At 44.0% G+C, this 19020-nt stretch carries 17 protein-coding genes; 11 read left to right on the top strand and 6 right to left on the bottom strand.

Annotation, left to right across the window (positions count from 1 at the left end; genetic code table 11):
- Positions 1 to 32 precede the first annotated feature (32 nt).
- From gyrB to dnaA, 4 genes are read right to left on the bottom strand one after another with little or no spacing between them, the layout of a single operon-like run.
- The gene (gene gyrB, locus LJ740_RS17745; protein ID WP_229530459.1) at positions 33 to 2456 is read right to left on the bottom strand and encodes a DNA topoisomerase (ATP-hydrolyzing) subunit B; all 2424 of its coding nucleotides are present in this window, start codon (positions 2454 to 2456) and stop codon (positions 33 to 35) included.
- Positions 2449 to 3570, bottom strand: coding sequence for a DNA replication/repair protein RecF (gene recF, locus LJ740_RS17740; protein WP_229530458.1), 1122 nt, complete (start codon positions 3568 to 3570; stop codon positions 2449 to 2451). The genes gyrB and recF overlap by 8 nt, the downstream gene beginning before the upstream one ends.
- Before the next feature lie 10 nt (positions 3571 to 3580).
- Positions 3581 to 4684 carry a DNA polymerase III subunit beta gene (gene dnaN / locus LJ740_RS17735; protein WP_229530457.1) on the bottom strand — a complete coding sequence of 368 codons (1104 nt, stop codon included), beginning with the start codon at positions 4682 to 4684 and terminating at the stop codon, positions 3581 to 3583.
- 13 nt (positions 4685 to 4697) lie between these two features.
- The gene (dnaA, locus tag LJ740_RS17730; RefSeq protein ID WP_229530456.1) at positions 4698 to 6107 is read right to left on the bottom strand and encodes a chromosomal replication initiator protein DnaA; all 1410 of its coding nucleotides are present in this window, start codon (positions 6105 to 6107) and stop codon (positions 4698 to 4700) included.
- 401 nt (positions 6108 to 6508) lie between these two features.
- Between dnaA and rpmH the strand changes: the two genes are divergently transcribed.
- The 9 genes from rpmH to LJ740_RS17685 are packed head-to-tail and all read left to right on the top strand — an operon-like array spanning position 6509 to position 12687.
- Positions 6509 to 6643: a 50S ribosomal protein L34 gene (gene rpmH / locus LJ740_RS17725; protein WP_014290886.1), complete on the top strand. Its 135-nt coding sequence runs from the start codon at positions 6509 to 6511 to the stop codon at positions 6641 to 6643.
- A gap of 20 nt (positions 6644 to 6663) precedes the next feature.
- A complete protein-coding gene (rnpA, locus tag LJ740_RS17720; protein ID WP_229530455.1) occupies positions 6664 to 7023 on the top strand; it encodes a ribonuclease P protein component in 360 nt (119 codons plus the stop codon).
- Complete coding sequence (yidD, locus tag LJ740_RS17715) at positions 6987 to 7235, top strand: membrane protein insertion efficiency factor YidD (protein ID WP_229530454.1); 249 nt, start codon at positions 6987 to 6989, stop codon at positions 7233 to 7235. The genes rnpA and yidD overlap by 37 nt, the downstream gene beginning before the upstream one ends.
- A 7-nt stretch (positions 7236 to 7242) precedes the next feature.
- Positions 7243 to 8889 (top strand): membrane protein insertase YidC, encoded by a 1647-nt coding sequence (gene yidC, locus LJ740_RS17710; protein ID WP_229530453.1) that lies wholly within the window; start codon positions 7243 to 7245, stop codon positions 8887 to 8889.
- Positions 8890 to 8949: 60 nt separating this feature from the next.
- Positions 8950 to 9432 carry a YajQ family cyclic di-GMP-binding protein gene (locus tag LJ740_RS17705; RefSeq protein WP_229530452.1) on the top strand — a complete coding sequence of 161 codons (483 nt, stop codon included), beginning with the start codon at positions 8950 to 8952 and terminating at the stop codon, positions 9430 to 9432.
- A gap of 8 nt (positions 9433 to 9440) precedes the next feature.
- Positions 9441 to 10808: a tRNA uridine-5-carboxymethylaminomethyl(34) synthesis GTPase MnmE gene (mnmE, locus tag LJ740_RS17700; RefSeq protein ID WP_229530451.1), complete on the top strand. Its 1368-nt coding sequence runs from the start codon at positions 9441 to 9443 to the stop codon at positions 10806 to 10808.
- The gene (gene mioC, locus LJ740_RS17695; RefSeq protein ID WP_229530450.1) at positions 10808 to 11260 is read left to right on the top strand and encodes an FMN-binding protein MioC; all 453 of its coding nucleotides are present in this window, start codon (positions 10808 to 10810) and stop codon (positions 11258 to 11260) included. The genes mnmE and mioC overlap by 1 nt, the downstream gene beginning before the upstream one ends.
- Entirely contained in the window at positions 11247 to 11882 is a 636-nt protein-coding gene (locus tag LJ740_RS17690) for a DnaT-like ssDNA-binding domain-containing protein (protein ID WP_229530449.1), read from the top strand. Before mioC ends, LJ740_RS17690 begins: the two co-directional genes overlap by 14 nt.
- On the top strand, positions 11869 to 12687 hold the full coding sequence (locus LJ740_RS17685; RefSeq protein ID WP_229530448.1) for an ATP-binding protein: 819 nt from the start codon (positions 11869 to 11871) through the stop codon (positions 12685 to 12687). The genes LJ740_RS17690 and LJ740_RS17685 overlap by 14 nt, the downstream gene beginning before the upstream one ends.
- A 183-nt stretch (positions 12688 to 12870) precedes the next feature.
- Here the strand turns inward: LJ740_RS17685 and LJ740_RS17680 are convergent, their stop codons facing one another.
- Both LJ740_RS17680 and LJ740_RS17675 read right to left on the bottom strand, forming a co-directional pair.
- Positions 12871 to 13131 carry a helix-turn-helix transcriptional regulator gene (locus LJ740_RS17680; protein ID WP_229530447.1) on the bottom strand — a complete coding sequence of 87 codons (261 nt, stop codon included), beginning with the start codon at positions 13129 to 13131 and terminating at the stop codon, positions 12871 to 12873.
- 629 nt (positions 13132 to 13760) lie between these two features.
- A complete protein-coding gene (locus LJ740_RS17675; protein ID WP_229530446.1) occupies positions 13761 to 14639 on the bottom strand; it encodes an FRG domain-containing protein in 879 nt (292 codons plus the stop codon).
- A gap of 1835 nt (positions 14640 to 16474) precedes the next feature.
- Here LJ740_RS17675 and mnmG point away from each other — a divergent pair.
- Both mnmG and rsmG read left to right on the top strand, forming a co-directional pair.
- Positions 16475 to 18370, top strand: coding sequence for a tRNA uridine-5-carboxymethylaminomethyl(34) synthesis enzyme MnmG (gene mnmG / locus LJ740_RS17670; RefSeq protein WP_229530445.1), 1896 nt, complete (start codon positions 16475 to 16477; stop codon positions 18368 to 18370).
- Positions 18370 to 19020 carry a 16S rRNA (guanine(527)-N(7))-methyltransferase RsmG gene (rsmG, locus tag LJ740_RS17665; protein ID WP_229530444.1) on the top strand — a complete coding sequence of 217 codons (651 nt, stop codon included), beginning with the start codon at positions 18370 to 18372 and terminating at the stop codon, positions 19018 to 19020. The genes mnmG and rsmG overlap by 1 nt, the downstream gene beginning before the upstream one ends.

Below are 19020 nucleotides of genomic sequence, written 5' to 3'. Positions count from 1 at the left end.
TCCGAAAGGAGCTTTTTTTTGGTCTTTAATCACTACACATCAAGATTAGTAACCCTGAGCGCATTCTCCTGAATAAACAGTTTTCTGGGCTCAACATTATCTCCCATCAAAGTGGTAAACAGTTGATCCGCGCCTATCGCATCTTCAATTGATACCTGCAACATTCGTCTCGTTTCAGGGTCCATGGTAGTTTCCCACAGTTGCTCCGGGTTCATTTCACCCAGTCCTTTATAGCGCTGAATATATTGGCCCTTTTTAGATTCTGCCATCAACCATTCAAAGGCTTCTGCAAATCGGGTACAGGGAAATACTTTTTCACCGCGCTTCACATGACCATTCTCTTCAAAGAGGTTATTAATGGCGTTATTCAGGGCATTAATCTGAATCAGTTCACCTGATTTAACGAAATCGGAATTAAAGTTAAAAGTAGTATCAACACCATGCTGTCGCACCACTACGACAATTTTTGAAATGTTGTGCTCTTCATCATGCTCAGCTGTTACAGTATATAGGGCACCATCTTTTTCACTTTCAGTTAACTGAGCCTGAAATTTTTCTGCAAAAGCATTTGCCTTAGTGCTGTCTTCCAAAACTTCCATATTCAAAACATCAGAATAGACAAGATTATTCAGGATATGAATAGGATAAATTCGAGACATACGCTTAATCAGTTTACTGGTACTGGTGAACTGCTTGACTAAGGTTTCCAGTCCGGCACCCTGAATGGGCGGAGCATCGTCATTAACGTGGAGTGAAGCGCCATCTAACGCAATATTAGTCAGAAAACCTTCCAGTGCTTCGTCATCTTTTAGATATTGTTCTTGCTTACCCTTTTTGGTTTTATAAAGCGGCGGCTGAGCGATGTAAATGTGGCCTCTTTCGATAATTTCCGGCATTTGACGATAGAAAAACGTTAACAATAAGGTCCGGATATGCGAGCCGTCCACGTCAGCATCGGTCATGATGATAATATTGTGATAACGGAGCTTTTCCGGGTTGTATTCGTCCCGGCCAATGCCACAACCTAAAGCCGTGATAAGTGTTGCAACTTCTTGTGATGACAACATCTTGTCAAAGCGCGCTTTTTCAACATTAAGAATCTTACCTTTCAAAGGTAAAATAGCCTGGTTTTTACGGTTACGACCTTGCTTAGCTGAACCACCTGCAGAGTCACCCTCCACTATGTAGAGTTCAGAGAGAGCCGGATCCTTTTCCTGACAATCTGCGAGTTTCCCGGGTAAGCCGGCCAGATCAAGCGCTCCTTTCCTTCTGGTCATTTCTCGCGCTTTCCGTGCTGCTTCACGGGCACGTGCTGCATCGATAATTTTAGTGGCGACGGTTTTCGCATCACCTGGATTCTCTAACAAGAACTCACTGAGTTTTTCACCCATGGTAGTTTCAACGGCTGTCTTAACTTCTGAAGAAACCAGTTTGTCTTTTGTTTGAGATGAAAACTTTGGATCCGGTACTTTTACTGAAACAACAGCAGTTAATCCTTCTCGGGCATCATCACCCGTGGTACTCGCTTTGGCTTTTTTGTTCAGACCCTCAGTTTCCATATAGTTATTCAGGGTACGAGTTAATGCACCACGGAAACCAGCGAGGTGAGTACCACCATCCCGCTGAGGGATATTATTGGTAAAACAAAAGATGCTTTCCTGGAATGAATCATTCCATTGCATGGCGACTTCGACAGTTACGCCATCATCTCGTTCGGAAACAAAATGGAATACATTAGGATGAATCTGTGTTTTGTTTTGATTCAGGTATTCAATAAAGGCTTTAATACCACCTTCATACATGAAGTGATCTTCTTTGCCGTCACGCTCATCAATTAGACGAATTGATACACCGGAGTTTAGGAAAGAGAGCTCTCTGAGTCGTTTTGCTAAGATATCGTAATGAAATTCAGTATTAGAAAAGGTGTTTTCACTTGGCCAGAAATGAATCGTGGTTCCAGTATCTTTACAATTACCTACGGGCTTTAACGGGTAGTTTGGATCGCCATGGGTGTATTCTTGTTCGAATATTTCACCCTGACGTCTGATTCTGAGCATCAGTTTTTTAGATAGTGCATTAACAACCGAAACACCTACTCCGTGCAAACCACCTGATACTTTATAAGAATTATCGTCAAACTTTCCGCCGGCATGGAGGACTGTCAGGATAACTTCTGCAGCTGACACACCCTCTTCCGGGTGTATTTCAGTAGGAATACCTCTGCCATCATCCTGAACCGATACAGAGCCATCAAGGTGAATCTTGACAATAATATCGGAACAATGACCAGCAAGCGCCTCATCAATTGAGTTATCAACTACCTCGAACACCATGTGATGTAAGCCGGTACCATCATCTGTATCACCAATATACATACCGGGTCTTTTTCTTACAGCATCAAGACCTTTCAGTACTTTGATACTCGACGAATCATAATTATTGTTTTCTTCAGACATTGTATTCCTCGATGACATCACCTTGTTTCACGTGAAACAATCTAAAATTTGAAAACTGTTTTTCAATTGTTGAAAGCAGTGAGTCTTTAGTTAAAGTCGTTATAAAGAGTTGTAGAGGTAAACTCGATAACTTTTGAATCAGCATTGATGTAAATTTTTGGTCCAGTTCGGCCATCAAGTCATCAATCAATACCAAAATATTCTTGTTTGTTTTGCTGGCAATTATCTTTAACACTGAAATTATTAAAGTCAATGTAATGGACTTTTCCTCGCCCCGGCTAAAACTTTTCTTTCCCTGACTAGTCCCAATTTTGAGATCACACTTGTGATAGCCCAATGTGGTGTAACCCAGTTTAAATTCCATTTCTCTTTTACTGGCTAAATCACTCTCTAAGTCCTCATCCACCTTCCATGGATAATGAATATCTAAACCGTTCAGTTTGTCAAAAAGACTTAACTCAGCTCCCTGCTGTTCTTTATCAGAGAGAAGGCATTCTTTTTTAAACTGGTCATGTAAATCCCTGACCTGGTTTTCAGAAATGCGCTTTAATTCAATCGAATATCTGGAAATTTCTTTTTCCCAAAATACCAACTCGTCTTGCCTGACAACGGCTTTCAGAAGTTTGTTCCTGGAGCTAAGCGCTTTTTGCAGATACTGGTAATTTTCATTAAATTTAGGTTCCACGTGGAACAAGTACCAAAAAAGTAAATTTCTTCTGTTCCCAGGTGAACCAGAAAGAATTGCATCACTCTGTGGAGAAAAATAATAAACGGGTAACATTGCAGCCAGTTGAGAACTGCGCCTGACTTTCTCACCGTTAAACTTTGCAATTCTTTCCTTTTCTCTACCGGCATAACTCAGGCCGAAAGGAAAATCAGATTCAGTGTCTGACACTTTACCATGAATCAAAAAGTCGTTGTGTTGGTGCGCCACTATCTCACTCAACCGGGCAGTTCTGAAAGAACGACTATTCCAGAAAAGATACACAGCTTCCAGTAATGACGTTTTACCAGAACCATTGTCACCATAAAAAACATTGCACCGCTCTGATAGCGAAATATCGCAAGATTTAATATTTCTGAAATCAGAAAGTACCAGCTGAGACAGCACCATACTGTTTAGTTTACAGTCTCATTGGCATAACTACATACAAACACTGATCTGTCGATTCTGCTTCGATCAGCGCACTGCTATTGGAATCGGCCAACGTTAACTTGATGGTGTCGTCGTCGATTGCCCCCAAAACATCAATCAAATAGGCAACATTAAAACCAATTTCCAAACTATCTCCTTGATAGTCAACATCAATGATCTCAACGGCTTCTTCTTGTTCCGGGTTGTTAGCAGTAATTTGTACTTCGTTATTGCTCAGGTCCAGGCGAATACCCCGAAACTTTTCATTCGATAAAATAGAGGCTCTGGTTAATGCCTCTTTTAACAGTACTTTGTCTGCCTTGATGTGTTTATCGCCGTCTCTGGGTAACACTCTGCGATAATCAGGAAAACGTCCGTCTACCAGTTTACTGGTGAAGATAAAATCAGAAGAATATAGGCGTATATGATTAGAGCCAATCTGAATTTTCAGCGAAGCATCTTCATCTCCAATCAGGCGAAGTATTTCCATCACGCCCTTTCTCGGGATAATCACCTGGTTAGTAGGAAATGCAGCGCCTTCCAAAGTGTGCTTGCTCAGAGCCAGACGATGTCCGTCTGTTGCCACAGAACGAATCAAGTCCCCTTCCAGCTCCAGCGACAAACCATTGAGGTAATAACGGACATCCTGCTGAGCCATACTGAAGTGCGTTTTTTCAATTAAAGAACGTAAGTTCTTCTGTGACATTTCAAATTCAATTTCACCTTCCCAGTCTTCCAGGTTGGGATAATCGTCTGCGGGCAGCGTAGACAAGGTGTAGCGGCTTCTGCCACTTTTAACCAATACCTTGTTTCCGTCTACGGTGAATTCTATGGAGGCTTCTGAAGATAAGCTTCGACAGATGTCGAATAACTTTCTGGCTGGTACAGTCACTTCACCGTCAACAAAATCACCGCCAAGTGCCGTACTGGAAATGAGCTCCACTTCAAGGTCGGTACCCGTTAACCACAGTGAGCCATTTTCGACTTTGATCAGGACATTGGACAAAATTGGTAGTGTATGTCTTTTTTCTACCGCACCGGATACCAGTTGCAATGGAGTTAAAAAGTCTTCGCGCGCTATCGAAAATCTCATTTTTATTCTCTTTTTATGACGACAAGGTTCGAATTAAATTCTGAAAGTCTTCTTTCACATTGTGATTTTCGTCTTTCAGTTCTTTCACTTTACGGCAAGCATGCAACACTGTTGTATGATCTCTACCACCAAACGCGTCTCCAATCTCCGGCAGGCTATGATTAGTTAATTCCTTAGCCAGTGCCATGGCGATCTGTCTGGGTCTGGCCACACTGCGACTTCGACGCTTAGACAACAGATCAGAGACTTTAATTTTATAGTATTCAGCTGTGGTTTTCTGAATATTGTCTATTGTTACAAGTTTATCTTGAAGTGCAAGTAAATCTCTTAATGCATCCCGGACAAATTCAATCGTAATAGGCTTTCCGGTAAAATTGGCGTTTGCAATAACACGATTCAATGCACCTTCCAGTTCACGGACATTAGTACGCAAACGCTTGGCAATAAAAAACGCCACTTCATTTGGCAGGTTCACCCGGTTTTCCGCTGCCTTTTTCATTAAAATTGCCACCCGTGTTTCTAATTCGGGTGGCTCAATAATAATGGTCAGTCCCCAACCAAAACGCGATTTCAACCTGTCATCAACTCCGTCGATCTCCTTAGGATAACGATCTGATGTTAATATAACCTGTTGATTTTCCTCAAGTAAGGCATTAAAGGTGTGAAAAAATTCTTCCTGAGATCGCTCTTTATTGGCGAAAAACTGAATGTCATCTATTAATAACGCGTCTACTGACCGGTAATAACGTTTAAATTCTTCGATGGCGTTGTTCTGCAATGCTTTTACCATATCCTGAACAAAACGCTCAGAATGCATATAAACCACATTGGCATTGCTTTTCTTTTTAAGAATACCGTTACCTACAGCATGTAACAGGTGAGTCTTACCCAGACCTGTGCCCCCATAAATAAACAATGGGTTGTAGGAACCGCCCGGATTATCCGCCACCTGCTGTGCAGCAGCTCTGGCCAACTGGTTGCTCTTACCTTCTACAAAGTTGTCGAACTGATAGTTTAAATTGATATTACTCTTGTGGGTGGCTGGTTTTACTTCAGGCTCAGGCGCTTTGGTTAAATGCTGGTTATTACTATTAGGACGTGAATCTACGAATTGCGGCGCTTTGCTTGGGGTGGCGAATTGCACCGGCGCTGCCGCCAATTGAGGCGCTGGAGTTTGCTGCCTGCGATTAGTGATTACGTCAAAACGCAGCGTCAGCTGACTGTTATCCGAAAACTCTGCAATCAGATCGCTAATCTGACCCAAATACTTATCCCTGACCCAATCCAAAACAAACCGATTCGGCGCAAATAATGTTAAACAATTACCTTCGACTTCAGGTTCCAACGGCCTGAGCCACATACTATATTGTTGAGCAGGTAAATCTTCCTGAAGTCTTTTTAGACAACTTTGCCAAATTTGCATGTATCTTTTATTTTATTTTCGGGGATTTTAAGCAGACTGTGAATTATCGTATAACCAGAGTTAAAAGTACATTCGATTTCAGAAAATTGTCTGTTTACCCCGCTAATTGATTGAATTTACGCACTTTTGATATTTTAAACTGGCCCCGTGCACAATCCGCAAATTACCCGATTCAGAGCGGTAACCTGGGTATATTTAGTAGTACATTTGGGCTGTCTGTGGATAAACTGTGCATATCAGGTTCAAAACTTGTCCAAAGTTTGTTGAAGAATAGGATTATCACCAGTTATTAAAAGAAAAGCCGTTATTCTGTTGATCTTTACAATTAAAGTCTTTAGAATTGCGCGTCCTTAAATCGGGGGTAACCCTATTTATTTCAACCAACTGCGGCAGATATTAAGATGAAAAGAACTTTTCAACCCAGCAATCTGAAGCGTAAGCGCAGTCATGGATTCCGTGCACGTATGGCTACTAAAAATGGACGTAAAGTTCTTGCCGCACGTCGTGCTAAAGGCCGTGCCCGCTTATCAGCTTAAGTGTTTGATATGATCTCAAAGTGAGTTCTCAGGATTTTTCCAAAGAGTTTAGGTTGTTAAAACCAGCTCACTTTGAGCATGTCTTTCAAGACGCTACCCCAGCAGTCTCTCCTCAAATTACCGCTCTTGCCAGATTAAACAATCTGACTAATCCCAGATTAGGTATCACTATACCTAAGAAAAGAGTTAAAAAAGCCGTCGACAGAAACCGACTCAAACGCCTGATCAGAGAAAGTTTTCGTCAACAAGCCCACCGTTTTCCGAACATAGATATTGTTATTATTGCAAAGTCTGGCGTTGGGGAACTGGAAAATAAAGAAGTAACCCTGTTACTGGAAAAACTATGGAAAAAGTTGATAAAGCGTTGCGCCGGGCATTAATCATGTTCATACAACTTTATCAAAGGCTGATGTCGCCCATACTTGGGCAAAATTGCCGCTTTCATCCAACCTGTTCTCAGTATAGCATTATGGCTATTGAAGAACATGGAGCCCTGAAAGGTTCCTGGTTAACAATTCGTAGAATTATCCGGTGTCATCCATTGAATCCCGGTGGTTTCGACCCCATTCCGCAAAAAACTAAAAAGAACTGATATTATTATGGAATCTCAACGCAGCTTTCTCGTCATCGGACTGGCTCTGGTCTCCTTTTTATTATGGAATCAGTGGCAAGTAGACTATGGCCCAAAACCCGTAGCATCAACTGAAGTTGTCCAGGCAACAGATGCTGTTCCTGCCGCTCAAAGCGGTACTGCCTCGGCGGACGTCCCTGCCGGACAAAGTTCGGTATCTCCTGCCATTACAGCAACCGGCAGTAACAAAATAATCACCGTCACTACCGACAGTTTCGAAGTGCTGATTGACACCAAGGGTGGCGATGTTATTTCCGCCAAATTATTAAAATTCCCACTGGAAATTGAAAAGTCCGATCCTATCCAGATTTTAAGCCCGACAAGTGATTTACTTTATGTGGCACAAAGTGGTCTGGTGGGTAAACAAGGGCCGGATTCCAATCCTCAGGGCAGACCCATTTATAACGCGGTGGCTGATAGTTACAGCATGACGGAAGACACCTTACGCGTGCCACTGACATTTGTCTCTGCTGAGGGTATCAGCTACACCAAAACTTTTATTTTTACCCGTGACAGCCATGCTATCAATGTGGAATACCAAGTAACCAATAGTACTGACAGCAATATCACGTTCCAGCAATATGCCCAGTTAAAACAGGTTACCGGTCGCAAAGGCGGCAGCATGTTTATGCCCACCTACCGTGGCGCGGCCTACTCCACTGAAGAAGAGCGCTACAAAAAATACGACTTTTCCGATATTGAGGATGAAAACCTGAAGGAATCCACCCTGGGTGGTTGGGTTGCCATGTTGGAACACTATTTTGTTTCATCCTGGGTACCACCTCAGGAAAACACCATTAATCTTTACTCCCGTGTAGTAAATCAAAATCAGGCAGTGATTGGTTATACCGGCTCACCGGTAACTGTCGCACCACGTGATTCAACTACCGTTAACAGTACCCTGTATATCGGGCCAAAAGACCAGGAAACCCTGGCAAACCTGGCGCGTGGACTGGATCTAACGGTAGATTATGGCTTTTTGTGGTGGCTGGCACAGCCGCTATTCAGCTTACTGAGCTTTATACAAGGCATCGTTATCAATTGGGGAGCGGCTATCGTCATTATTACGGTTATCGTCAAAGGTTTGATGTACCCGCTGACCAAAGCTCAGTATGAATCCATGGCGAAAATGCGCGCTTTGGCACCCAAAATTCAGGCTTTAAAAGAACGCTACGGTGATGACCGCCAGAAAATGTCACAGGGCATGATGGAGTTGTACAAAAAAGAGAAAACTAACCCCATGGGCGGCTGTTTTCCATTATTACTGCAAATGCCGATATTCCTGGCCTTATATTGGGTACTTTTGGAATCCGTAGAATTACGCCACGCCGGTTTCATTTTCTGGATTGAAGATCTATCGGTAATGGATCCCTATTTCGTACTACCAGTGCTCACCGGTGCCAGCATGTATTTGCTGCAAAAACTTAACCCGGTCACAGTGCAAGATCCGATGCAACAGAAAATCATGCAGTGGATGCCCGTCGCCATGAGTATTTTCTTTTTATGGTTCCCGGCGGGACTGGTATTGTATTGGTTGATCAGTAACGTTATTACCCTGGTTCAGGCGAAATTAATATACGCCGCCATGGAGAAAAAAGGTATCAAAGTAAGTTAACAAAAGCCCTGCAGATGCGGGGCTTTTCAGATACCTCAAACACATTAAGGAGTACGCAACATGCCATCATTTGACATTGTTTCGGAAATCGAATTATCCGAATTGCAAAATGCGGTTGATAACGCAAATCGTGAAATTTCTACCCGCTTTGATTTTCGCGGCGTCGATGCCAGTTTCAACCGTAACGAAAATATCGTTAACATGACAGCCGAAGGTGATTTTCAGCTGCAGCAAATGCAAAGTATTCTCAGAGACAAATGTGTCAAACGCAACATTGATACACGCTCTCTGGACATGAAAGATGTCAGCAAAACCGGTAAAACCTGTAAGCAGGACATCGAGTTTAAGCAAGGCATTGATAAAGAAACTGCCAAGAAGCTGGTAAAACTGATCAAAGATTCCAAAATCAAAGTTCAGACTGCTATCCAGGGCGAAGAATTGCGGGTCACGGGTAAAAAACGTGATGATCTGCAACAGGTAATCGCACTGATCAAAGGGGCCGAATTAGAACAAGCCTTTCAGTACAAAAACTTCCGCGACTAATCACGACTATGTTGGCCAGTGACCAGGATACCATTATTGCGCAAGCTACCGCGCCGGGAAAAGGCGGTGTGGGTATCATCCGTGTATCCGGCAAACTGGCCAGTGAAGTAGCCAACCGGTTACTGGGCAAAGTACCGAAAGTCAGAATGGCAGAATACCTGCCATTTTACGACAGTAATCAGCAGGTACTGGATCAGGGCATTGCGCTATTTTTCAAAGCCCCCCACTCTTTTACCGGTGAAGATGTATTAGAACTGCAGGGTCACGGTGGTCAGGTACTGTTGTCCATGTTGCTGGATGAAATCGTTAAAATGGACGGTGTGCGATTTGCCAATCCAGGCGAATTCAGCCAACGAGCCTTTTTAAATGACAAACTGGATCTCACCCAGGCAGAAGCCATCGCAGATATAATTGATGCTTCTTCTGCTCAGGCCGTAGAAAGTGCAATGCGCTCCCTGCAGGGCGAGTTCTCCAAACACATTCACGAACTGGTGGAACAGGTTATTCATTTGCGCATGTACGTTGAAGCTGCCATTGATTTCCCGGAAGAAGAAATCGATTTTCTGGCAGACAGCACAGTGACTGAAGGCGTGAATGCCCTGAAAACCAAAATGCAACAAACCCTGGAGCAGGCCAAACAGGGCAGCATTTTAAGAGACGGCATGAAGGTGGTGATCGCCGGTCGTCCCAATGCCGGTAAATCCAGTCTGCTTAACCAGCTGGCCGGCAAAGAATCTGCTATCGTCACGGATATTGCCGGTACCACCCGTGATGTACTACGAGAACATATCCACATTGATGGCATGCCGCTGCACATCATCGATACCGCCGGACTCAGAGAAAGTCCCGACAAAGTGGAACAAATTGGAATAGAACGAGCCTGGCAGGAAATAAAAGAAGCCGACCGCATTTTGCTTCTGGTGGACAGCACCGAATCGGATGCCAGTGATCCGGCCTTGCTCTGGCCAGAGTTTCACGCTCAGCTGCCGGATAGTAACAAGATCACTTTGGTCAGAAACAAGGTGGACTTAAGTGGCGAAACACCGGGGTTTCACCAGGGCGAATATCCGATAGTCTCTCTGTCTGCCAACAACGGCGACGGCATTGAACAATTAAAGCAACACCTGAAGCAATGCATGGGCTACAACCAGACCACCGAAGGCCAGTTCAGTGCCCGCTCCCGACACGTAAAAGCGCTGCAGGCAGCTCAGGAGCATATTAACAATGGCTACGAGCAGCTGACCGAGTTTCGGGCCGGTGAACTGTTAGCCGAAGAGTTGCGTGTCGCACAGCAGTTTCTCAATGAAATCACCGGCGAATTCAGCTCCGATGATTTGCTGGGCCGTATTTTCTCTTCTTTTTGTATTGGTAAATAATGCAATCTCAAATTCAGATCATTACCGGCTCCATGTTAGGCGCAACCGAATATGTGGCAGAGCAGATTCAGTCATTACTGGAGCAGCAGTCTCTGCCCAGTGAATTACATCTGCAACCTGATATAAACAATATCCCTTTGCAGGGGACCTGGATCATCTGCAGTTCTACCCATGGCGCCGGTGATTTACCGGATAATATCCAGGCCTTTGCCAAAGCCCTGCCCGATTTGGATCTGCACCAGGTCCGGTTTATCGTGATAGCTCTGGGAGATTCCAGCTACGACACTTTTTGTGTTGCCGGCAAAACCTTGTATGATTTAATGCAGCGCAGCAATGCAAACCCCTTAGCCGAGATATTTTGTATCGATGTCCTGGAGCACCCCATTCCCGAAGAAGTGGCCGGTGACTGGTTTGCGACTTTATTAAAGGACGGTTTACTTGAATCAAACTGAACTGCAGTACCTCACCAAACCACTGCACAATTATTCAAGAATTCTGTATTTGCTCTACTTCCGTCCATCGGTCAATATACACACGGGTATTTGTGCCGCACTCAGCTATAAAGCCATCCAGGAATTATTGAATAACGGCGGCGCTGACATCTCACTTGGCCGGGAAATCAACGAATTTATCGTTGAGCTGATTGCCGAGGGCCTGCTACAGCCCTTAACTGACATCGACGACAGTGGCTCCTTAAGCGGTGTGCAGTTCAGACTGCCTTTAATTCTGCAAGACAGCCCGCAGGAAACTCAGACGCGTTTCAGACTCGGCAAAGACTGGCAACCTAAACAAAAAACCTTTAATGAAATCGCACAATTGGTGGGTATAATTCAGAAAGAATACTCAGACACCGAATTGGGCGAGTTTGTGGCCTACTGGCTTGGCAGACCCGAACAGCAGTATTCAGAGTGGCAATGGACCCAAAAGTTCGTGCTGCATATCCGGAAAACACGCCAACTCAAAGGCTACAATCCGGATGCAATCGTCGGCTATCAGCAAGTTAAAAAACAACCTGAAGTCGTCATAGATGAAAATACCAAGAAGCTTATAGACAAATATCATGGAAAATCTTAACGACAAATTAAGAAAATTTTCGCAAACCCTGGGCAAAAATCTGGAGTCGACACCGGCCATGGATTATCAATCCATGCGCAAGGTCTATGAGTTGCAAGCAAATCAGGAAGTACAACAGGCCCAGCAACAGGCGCGTTTGCAAAGAGTCACCACCTTGCAGGGTAAATCTGATCTCAATCCCAAATGGATTTTCGACAATCTGGCATTAGACAGCCAGGACGTCGTGGAAGCCGTCAGTATTGCCAAAAGCTTTATTGCCGCTCACCAGGATGTCAGCTGGCGTGAAAGCGGCTCCCATTTGATGCTGTTTTACGGCGATTACGGTCGCGGCAAATCCCATATTGCCGGCGCTATCGCCCATGAACTGATCACTGAACATGAGATCACCGTGTTGTATCGCCAGTTATCCAGTTTACTGGAACTGCGCTTTTTCTCCTGGGATTACAAAGCGCAGGACAATGTGGCGGAAAAATTCCGGGAAATTAACCGGGATTTGATTGAAGTGGATTTGCTGATCCTGGATGAAGTCTGCGTTAACGAAACCCAGCTCAACAAAAATGCTCAAAGCTGGTTAGGCAATCTGTTAAGGCAGCGTCTGGCCAACAAAAAGAACTGCATTTTGATCACTAACCACGATCTGCCCCAACTGCAAAACGCTCTGGGTCAGTACTGCTTTGAATCCATCAAAGAATACGATACCTACAAGGTTAAATTCAGCGGCCCCAGCCGCCGTGATGAACTGCTGGACGACCCTTCTGGCGGATACACGCCAAATTCAGGCTACAGCCCTAATCAGGTGAAATAAAGCACTAACGTGACTGGCTGTTCAACTGCCGAAACCAATATTCGGCAGTTGCTTATCGAATGTAGGTCGGAATTGAGCACCATGGATGGCGTGAATGTCTTTTTCGCAGGGCTCAAAAAAAGAAAAGTTCCATGAGGTTGCATAACTAACATTCCCAGTTTGGAGTTGAACTATTTCTTTAGGTTATGCCGCGTCCTCACCTTCTACTTCCCAGCCTGGAAAAACAAGCACAGCTGGATGGCATTTTAAAGCTCTCGCCAGAGACTTTGCGCGCTCTACTCCTAAATTGACACGATCGTTTTCTATAGCCGATATCGTTGATTGTGGAATATCCGCCAATTTCGCTAAATCATTTTGACTTAGTTCCTGAAGCTCGCGCATGATGCGGACTGATTCGCCGCTCGATATTGAAACTCGCTTCTTAGCTTTTTGAAAATCTACCATTATGACCTCCTGCGATAATCATGAGGTGTAACCTCTACCACCTGGACATACATTTCTCCGTTTTCAACGGGATAAATCATCGTTCAATGCTTTTAATACTATCTTAGCAAACCGTAATCCTTCAATATCTGTGATCTGATGTGATTCTTCTAAGGGGCGATCCCCTTAAACCCCCATTCGCCCATGGCGCGAGAAAACATAAGCTGCAAGGACAGAACCTGAAGACCATCAATGAAAGTATGTCCCTATACTTGCATTGATTTGAGCAACATCCCTGTTGCCCATCTTCAGGTTTTACCTGTCCTTTTCGCTTATCTCGCGAATGGGCCTGATACCAACGCACTTCGAACTTTACAATAGAGGATTATGTCATGAATCAGAAAAAAGATGATGCACTTAACTTGTTAAGATGACCGATTGTTTAAGATATCTGTCACTCACCTTGTACTTCTCGACTGACTGCTAACACACCATAGCTGCCAGTCACTAACACCCGTATAAAAGGCAACAAAACGAAGCTGAATTTGGCTTAAATTGGGCAACGCACAAAACTAAATGCCGCGCAATTTTGGTGCTCCAGCCCCCGCTTTTCACCGGCCGACTTGATGCGATTGTTAGGGCACTTTTGTCTACTTCCATAGTGCTTTTTTATATTTAAAGTGTTCCGCAGCACTATCAAGCGAAGGCATAATAGTTAGCTCTGATATGTCGATTTTATAGAGTAACTTTAACAGCGAGCCAGCTTCAGAAACAGGTAGGGATAAACGAATAGCACTAGGCTTTACATACTCTAAGTTAGGCTTTTCTTCAGCAATAATGTCTTCTAAAGAAGGCCATTTTCCATGCTCTTTGAAAAAAATGTTTGCGGAGTTTATTAATGTAAACAATCCTCGCTGAGCTCTCAAAAATCTATTACCCGCTTTGGGCGCCGATACCAACTCAACACTGTCAATTGCATTCAGCATATGGACATTCAAGCAGACTACAGAAAAGTACGAGTCAACTGGTTGTAATAAAGCTGATTTTGCCGCGAAGTAAGCTGCAACAAATAGCGATTCGGTCCAATCTAGCAACCTTGTGGGCACCCCATGATGCTGTGCGAGGGCAATGCAGGGTAATAGTGAGGGATTAAAAATATCATCTGAGCCATCAACTATTTCTTTGAACAGGCTATAATCGAGAGGAGTTGTGATTCCAATATGATCTGCGGCCTCTAAAAATAGATAAACAGACCGAAGCTCTGCATGGGTTTGTGATTTAATAAAATCACTATGAATACTAGATCTATCTTTAGAAGGAGGTTGAGGTGTATACCCTTCTAACCCGTTATTTTCTCGATGTGCCGTTGGCAAAAGGCTCCACTCTTTTTGAGCATGACCGCGAAAAATATAGCTACTAGTGACTTTATCACTGACATCAAAAACAGTTTTTGGCTCAAAGGTATTTTCTCCAAGCATTCCATTAAAAAAATCGCGAGCGGTTTCATATGATTCATCAACATCATACATAGGTAGAATTTACTCCTTGTGCCCTAGACACAATGACTCCTTTTGAAAGTGCTAGCCTCCGCATTTTCGTGGGTTAGCTTTCACCAGAGCCATAATTAGTTTGTTCAAGACTAAATCATTTGGAGGCTAGCATAAACAAACATAGCATAATTTTTTTGGCACTGGTTACCCATAAAGAATTCCATGAGGTCGCATATTGCGAAGAATAGCGTGGGGCAAGTCCCGTGCATTATGGGCGAATCCCTTCCTCAAAATTGAGTGTTAAACGAATACCTACGGGGTCAGGTTTGTTGAAAACAGTTGTTAAATCATCGTGATCTCAATAACCAACTGCCCATGGCCAGAAAATTAATAACCTACCGAAACTGGCTCAGTTTAGTCAGAAGGAGTATTGAATATCAGTTTCAGTGAACCCGACCCTTTTGGTCCCCTAACCAGAATAATTAATGGCTGTCTTCTTTGGAAGATCAGTAGGCAGTCAGCCTAAAAAGTCTCGACAGACTGGTATACGGAATGAACTGACATTCGAGTTACAACGACACCCATTTCAATTTTATTAAAACCCCAACAATGTATAGTTCGAAGTCTGTTGGTATCTGGCCCTTTCGCGAGATAAGCCAAAATAGCAGAAATAGTTAGCATGAGTGACAACAGGGATGTTGTCGCAGCCAATGCCAGCGCAGGGACGCGCTGTCATTGGCGGTCATGCTGACTCTGCTATTTTGGATTATGCTTCTCGCGCCAAGGGCAAATGGGGGTTTTAGGGGAGCTCCCCTAAGAAAAGCAATATCAAAACTCGGAGCTTACAAGTTCGCAATCAATTTAATCTGGCGGCATCAATTTCAATTTTGTTAAAGCCCCGCTGATGTATATTCGAAGCCCGCTGGTATCAGGCCCTTTCGCGAGATAATACTAAATAGCAGAAATAGTCAGCATGAGTGACAACAGGGATGTTGTCGCAGCCAATGCCAGCGCAGGGATGCGCTGTCATTGGCGGTCATGCTGACTCTGCTATTTTGGATTATGTTTCTCGCGCCAAGGGCAAATGGGGGTGCTCCCCTAAGAAAAACGCAATCAAGTCACTTCAGTTTAAAATTTCGAAGATGGTTAAAAGACATCTGATCTAATCAGATTTGGCCTCAAGGAAAACTATAGAAAATGGTTAAAACAGCACTGAAAAACTGAATCTCGACCTACCGATTTCGATACAAAAGCACTAAAAAGCTTCTTTTCCACATAATTAACACTGTGAATAACCCACTATTACCTGCCAGCAAACTAAGAAAATCATCAGCTCCCTAATAAAAAAGCACAAAATAACCGCTACTTTTGCCTGGTTTATAAACGCCTGAATCTTAAAACGATTTATTTTGCACTTAACTGCAATTTATTGATCAAAAGTTATGCACACAGAAGATTTCGCGATAAATAACGCAGATCACAAGTTATACACATGAAAAACAAAAATTATGAACACCTGTGGATAAATACGGGAATAAAGGGTGAGATCATGGTTCGAAGATCGTTGAACAACGTTTGATCACTTTTGCCTATGTGGATAACTATACCACTTATCACCGTAATACACCCGTAATATACAGCTTTAAATGACAACTTATTAAACTCGTAAGACATTGTTTTTATTAAATTATATTGACTTTTCCACAGACTTTCTGGTGCTTAATAATAAAAATAATAAAAGATCTATACAGATCTTTATTTTTTATAAGGTTTGGAGAAAACCGCTAACATTTGCAAACTGACTAAAATATAATCAGTTTACAAATACAAATTTGTGTATAGAATAAGCGCCCCATTTTTAACAGAGGCTATTGATGATTTACGCACAAGATTACGATGTGATCATTGTCGGTGGTGGACATGCCGGCACTGAGGCTGCATTAGCAGCAGCCAGAATAGGTGTACGCACGCTTCTGTTAACCCAAAATATGGAAACTCTGGGTCAGATGTCTTGTAATCCCGCAATAGGCGGTATAGGTAAAGGACACTTAGTTAAAGAAATTGATGCCTTAGGGGGTGAAATGGCGGTGGCCATCGATCACGCCGGTATTCAGTTTCGCACCTTAAATGCCAGTAAAGGACCCGCGGTTCGGGCTACCCGTGCCCAGGCAGACAGAGCGCTGTATCGCAGTCACATTCGTCATAAACTGGAACATCAGGAAAATCTCACTATTTTCCAGCAATCCTGCGATGACTTTATTATCGAAAACGATCAGATCGTGGGTGTTGTTACTCAGATGGGCGTGCGCTTTAAAGCCAAAGCAGTCGTGCTTACAGCTGGTACGTTCCTCGGTGGCGTGATCCATATTGGGCTGGAAAATCATCAAGGGGGGCGTGCAGGTGATGCCCCTTCCAATGCCCTGGCAAAACGTTTGCGGGCATTGCCGTTCAGAGTCGACAGATTAAAAACCGGTACCCCTGCCCGACTGGATGCCCGCAGTCTGGATTATTCTGTGATGCAGGAACAACCGGGCGATACACCGTTACCGGTGTTTTCCTATCTGGGAAACAGAGAGCAACATCCGCGGCAGATTTCCTGTTACATCACCCACACCAATAGCCGGACCCACGATATTATCCGCTCCGGACTGGACCGTTCTCCTATGTACACCGGTGTGATTGAAGGCATAGGTCCACGTTATTGTCCTTCCATCGAAGACAAAATCATGCGTTTTGCCGATAAGGAAACGCATCAGATTTTTGTCGAGCCCGAAGGTCTGAATTCCATTGAAGTCTACCCCAATGGGATCTCCACCAGTTTACCGTTCGATGTCCAGATGGCATTGATCCACAGTATTCGCGGTTTCGAAAACGCCCATGTCATTCGCCCCGGATATGCCATCGAATATGACTTTTTTGATCCCAGAGATCTGAAACAAACCCTGGAAACCAAATTTGTGAATGGCCTGTTTTTCGCCGGTCAAATCAACGGTACTACAGGCTATGAAGAAGCCGGTGCTCAGGGGTTGATGGCGGGCGCTAATGCCGCGCTGCAGGTACTGGGCAAAGATCCTCTGATCTTAGGTCGCGAACAGGCTTATCTTGGGGTATTGATTGACGATTTGGCTACCCTGGGTACCAAAGAGCCGTACCGCATGTTTACCAGTCGCGCCGAATATCGCCTGTTGCTGCGGGAAGACAACGCTGATATTCGCTTAACCGAATTAGGCTACAAAGCCGGTTTGGTGGATGAACATCGCTGGCAGGCGTTTAATGCCAAAGTGGAAGCGGTAGAGCAGGAAAAACAGCGTTTGCGCTCTACCTGGGTGCATCCAAAACACCCGGTAGTACCAGAGCTGAACAGTATTTTGAAAAACCCGGTTACCCGCGAACACTCACTGGAAGAGCTGATCCGCAGACCGGAAATGACTTACGCCACACTGATGTCATTGCCAGCACTGGATTCCGGTTTACTGGATGCCAATGAGCAAGCAGCGGAACAGGTGGAAATTCAAATCAAGTACGCGGGATACATTGCTCGTCAGATGGATGAGATTGAACGCACCAAGCGCAATGAGCATACCAAGATCCCTGCGGATATGGATTTTTCTGTTATTTCCGGGTTGTCTAACGAAGTGGTGGCAAAATTATCGGATGCCAGACCCGAAACTATCGGTCAGGCTTCCCGAATTTCTGGTATCACGCCAGCGGCGATTTCGTTATTATTGGTTTATCTGAAAAAACACGGTTTATTGCGTAAATCCGCCTGATGAATTTTCCCTTTGAAAAAATTGCACTGGATTTTGATAATGCAGTGCAACAACTTGGCTTGTCTGTTTCCGCGGAGCAAAAACAAAAACTGCTGAGTTTTTTGCAATTGCTGCACAAATGGAACAAGGCCTATAATCTCACCTCGGTCAGAGATCCGGAGCAAATGCTTTATGTCCATATTCTGGACTCCATTGCTATTGCTCCTTTCCTGTCAGCACAACGCTATGTCGACGTAGGAACCGGACCGGGATTACCCGGCATTCCACTGGCCATTATGAATCCTGATAAACATTTTACGTTGTTAGACAGCTTAGGAAAGCGCATCAGGTTCATTAAACAGGTTGCATATGAATTATCTCTTACTAATATAGAGCCTGTGCAATCCAGGGTTGAGGATTTTCAACCCGACTCTGCCTTTGATGGTGTTATCAGTCGAGCCTTTGCGTCAATTGCCGATATGTTACAGTGGTGTCATCACCTGACTAACCAAAACGGTGCATTTTTGGCGCTCAAAGGACAATATCCTGAGCAGGAATTGCAGGCTTTGCCGGCGCAGTTTTCTGTGCTTAAGGCAGAGCAAATTGTAGTACCGGGACTGGACGCAGATCGTTATCTGATAACCATGAAAAAAACAGAATTGGAAGAATAG

Origin of the sequence: Planctobacterium marinum, assembly GCF_020687805.1 — a bacterium.
Lineage (GTDB): Bacteria > Pseudomonadota > Gammaproteobacteria > Enterobacterales > Alteromonadaceae > Planctobacterium > Planctobacterium marinum.
Note: the sequence above shows the minus strand (reverse complement) of the source record. Positions and strands in the feature narration are given on the sequence as shown.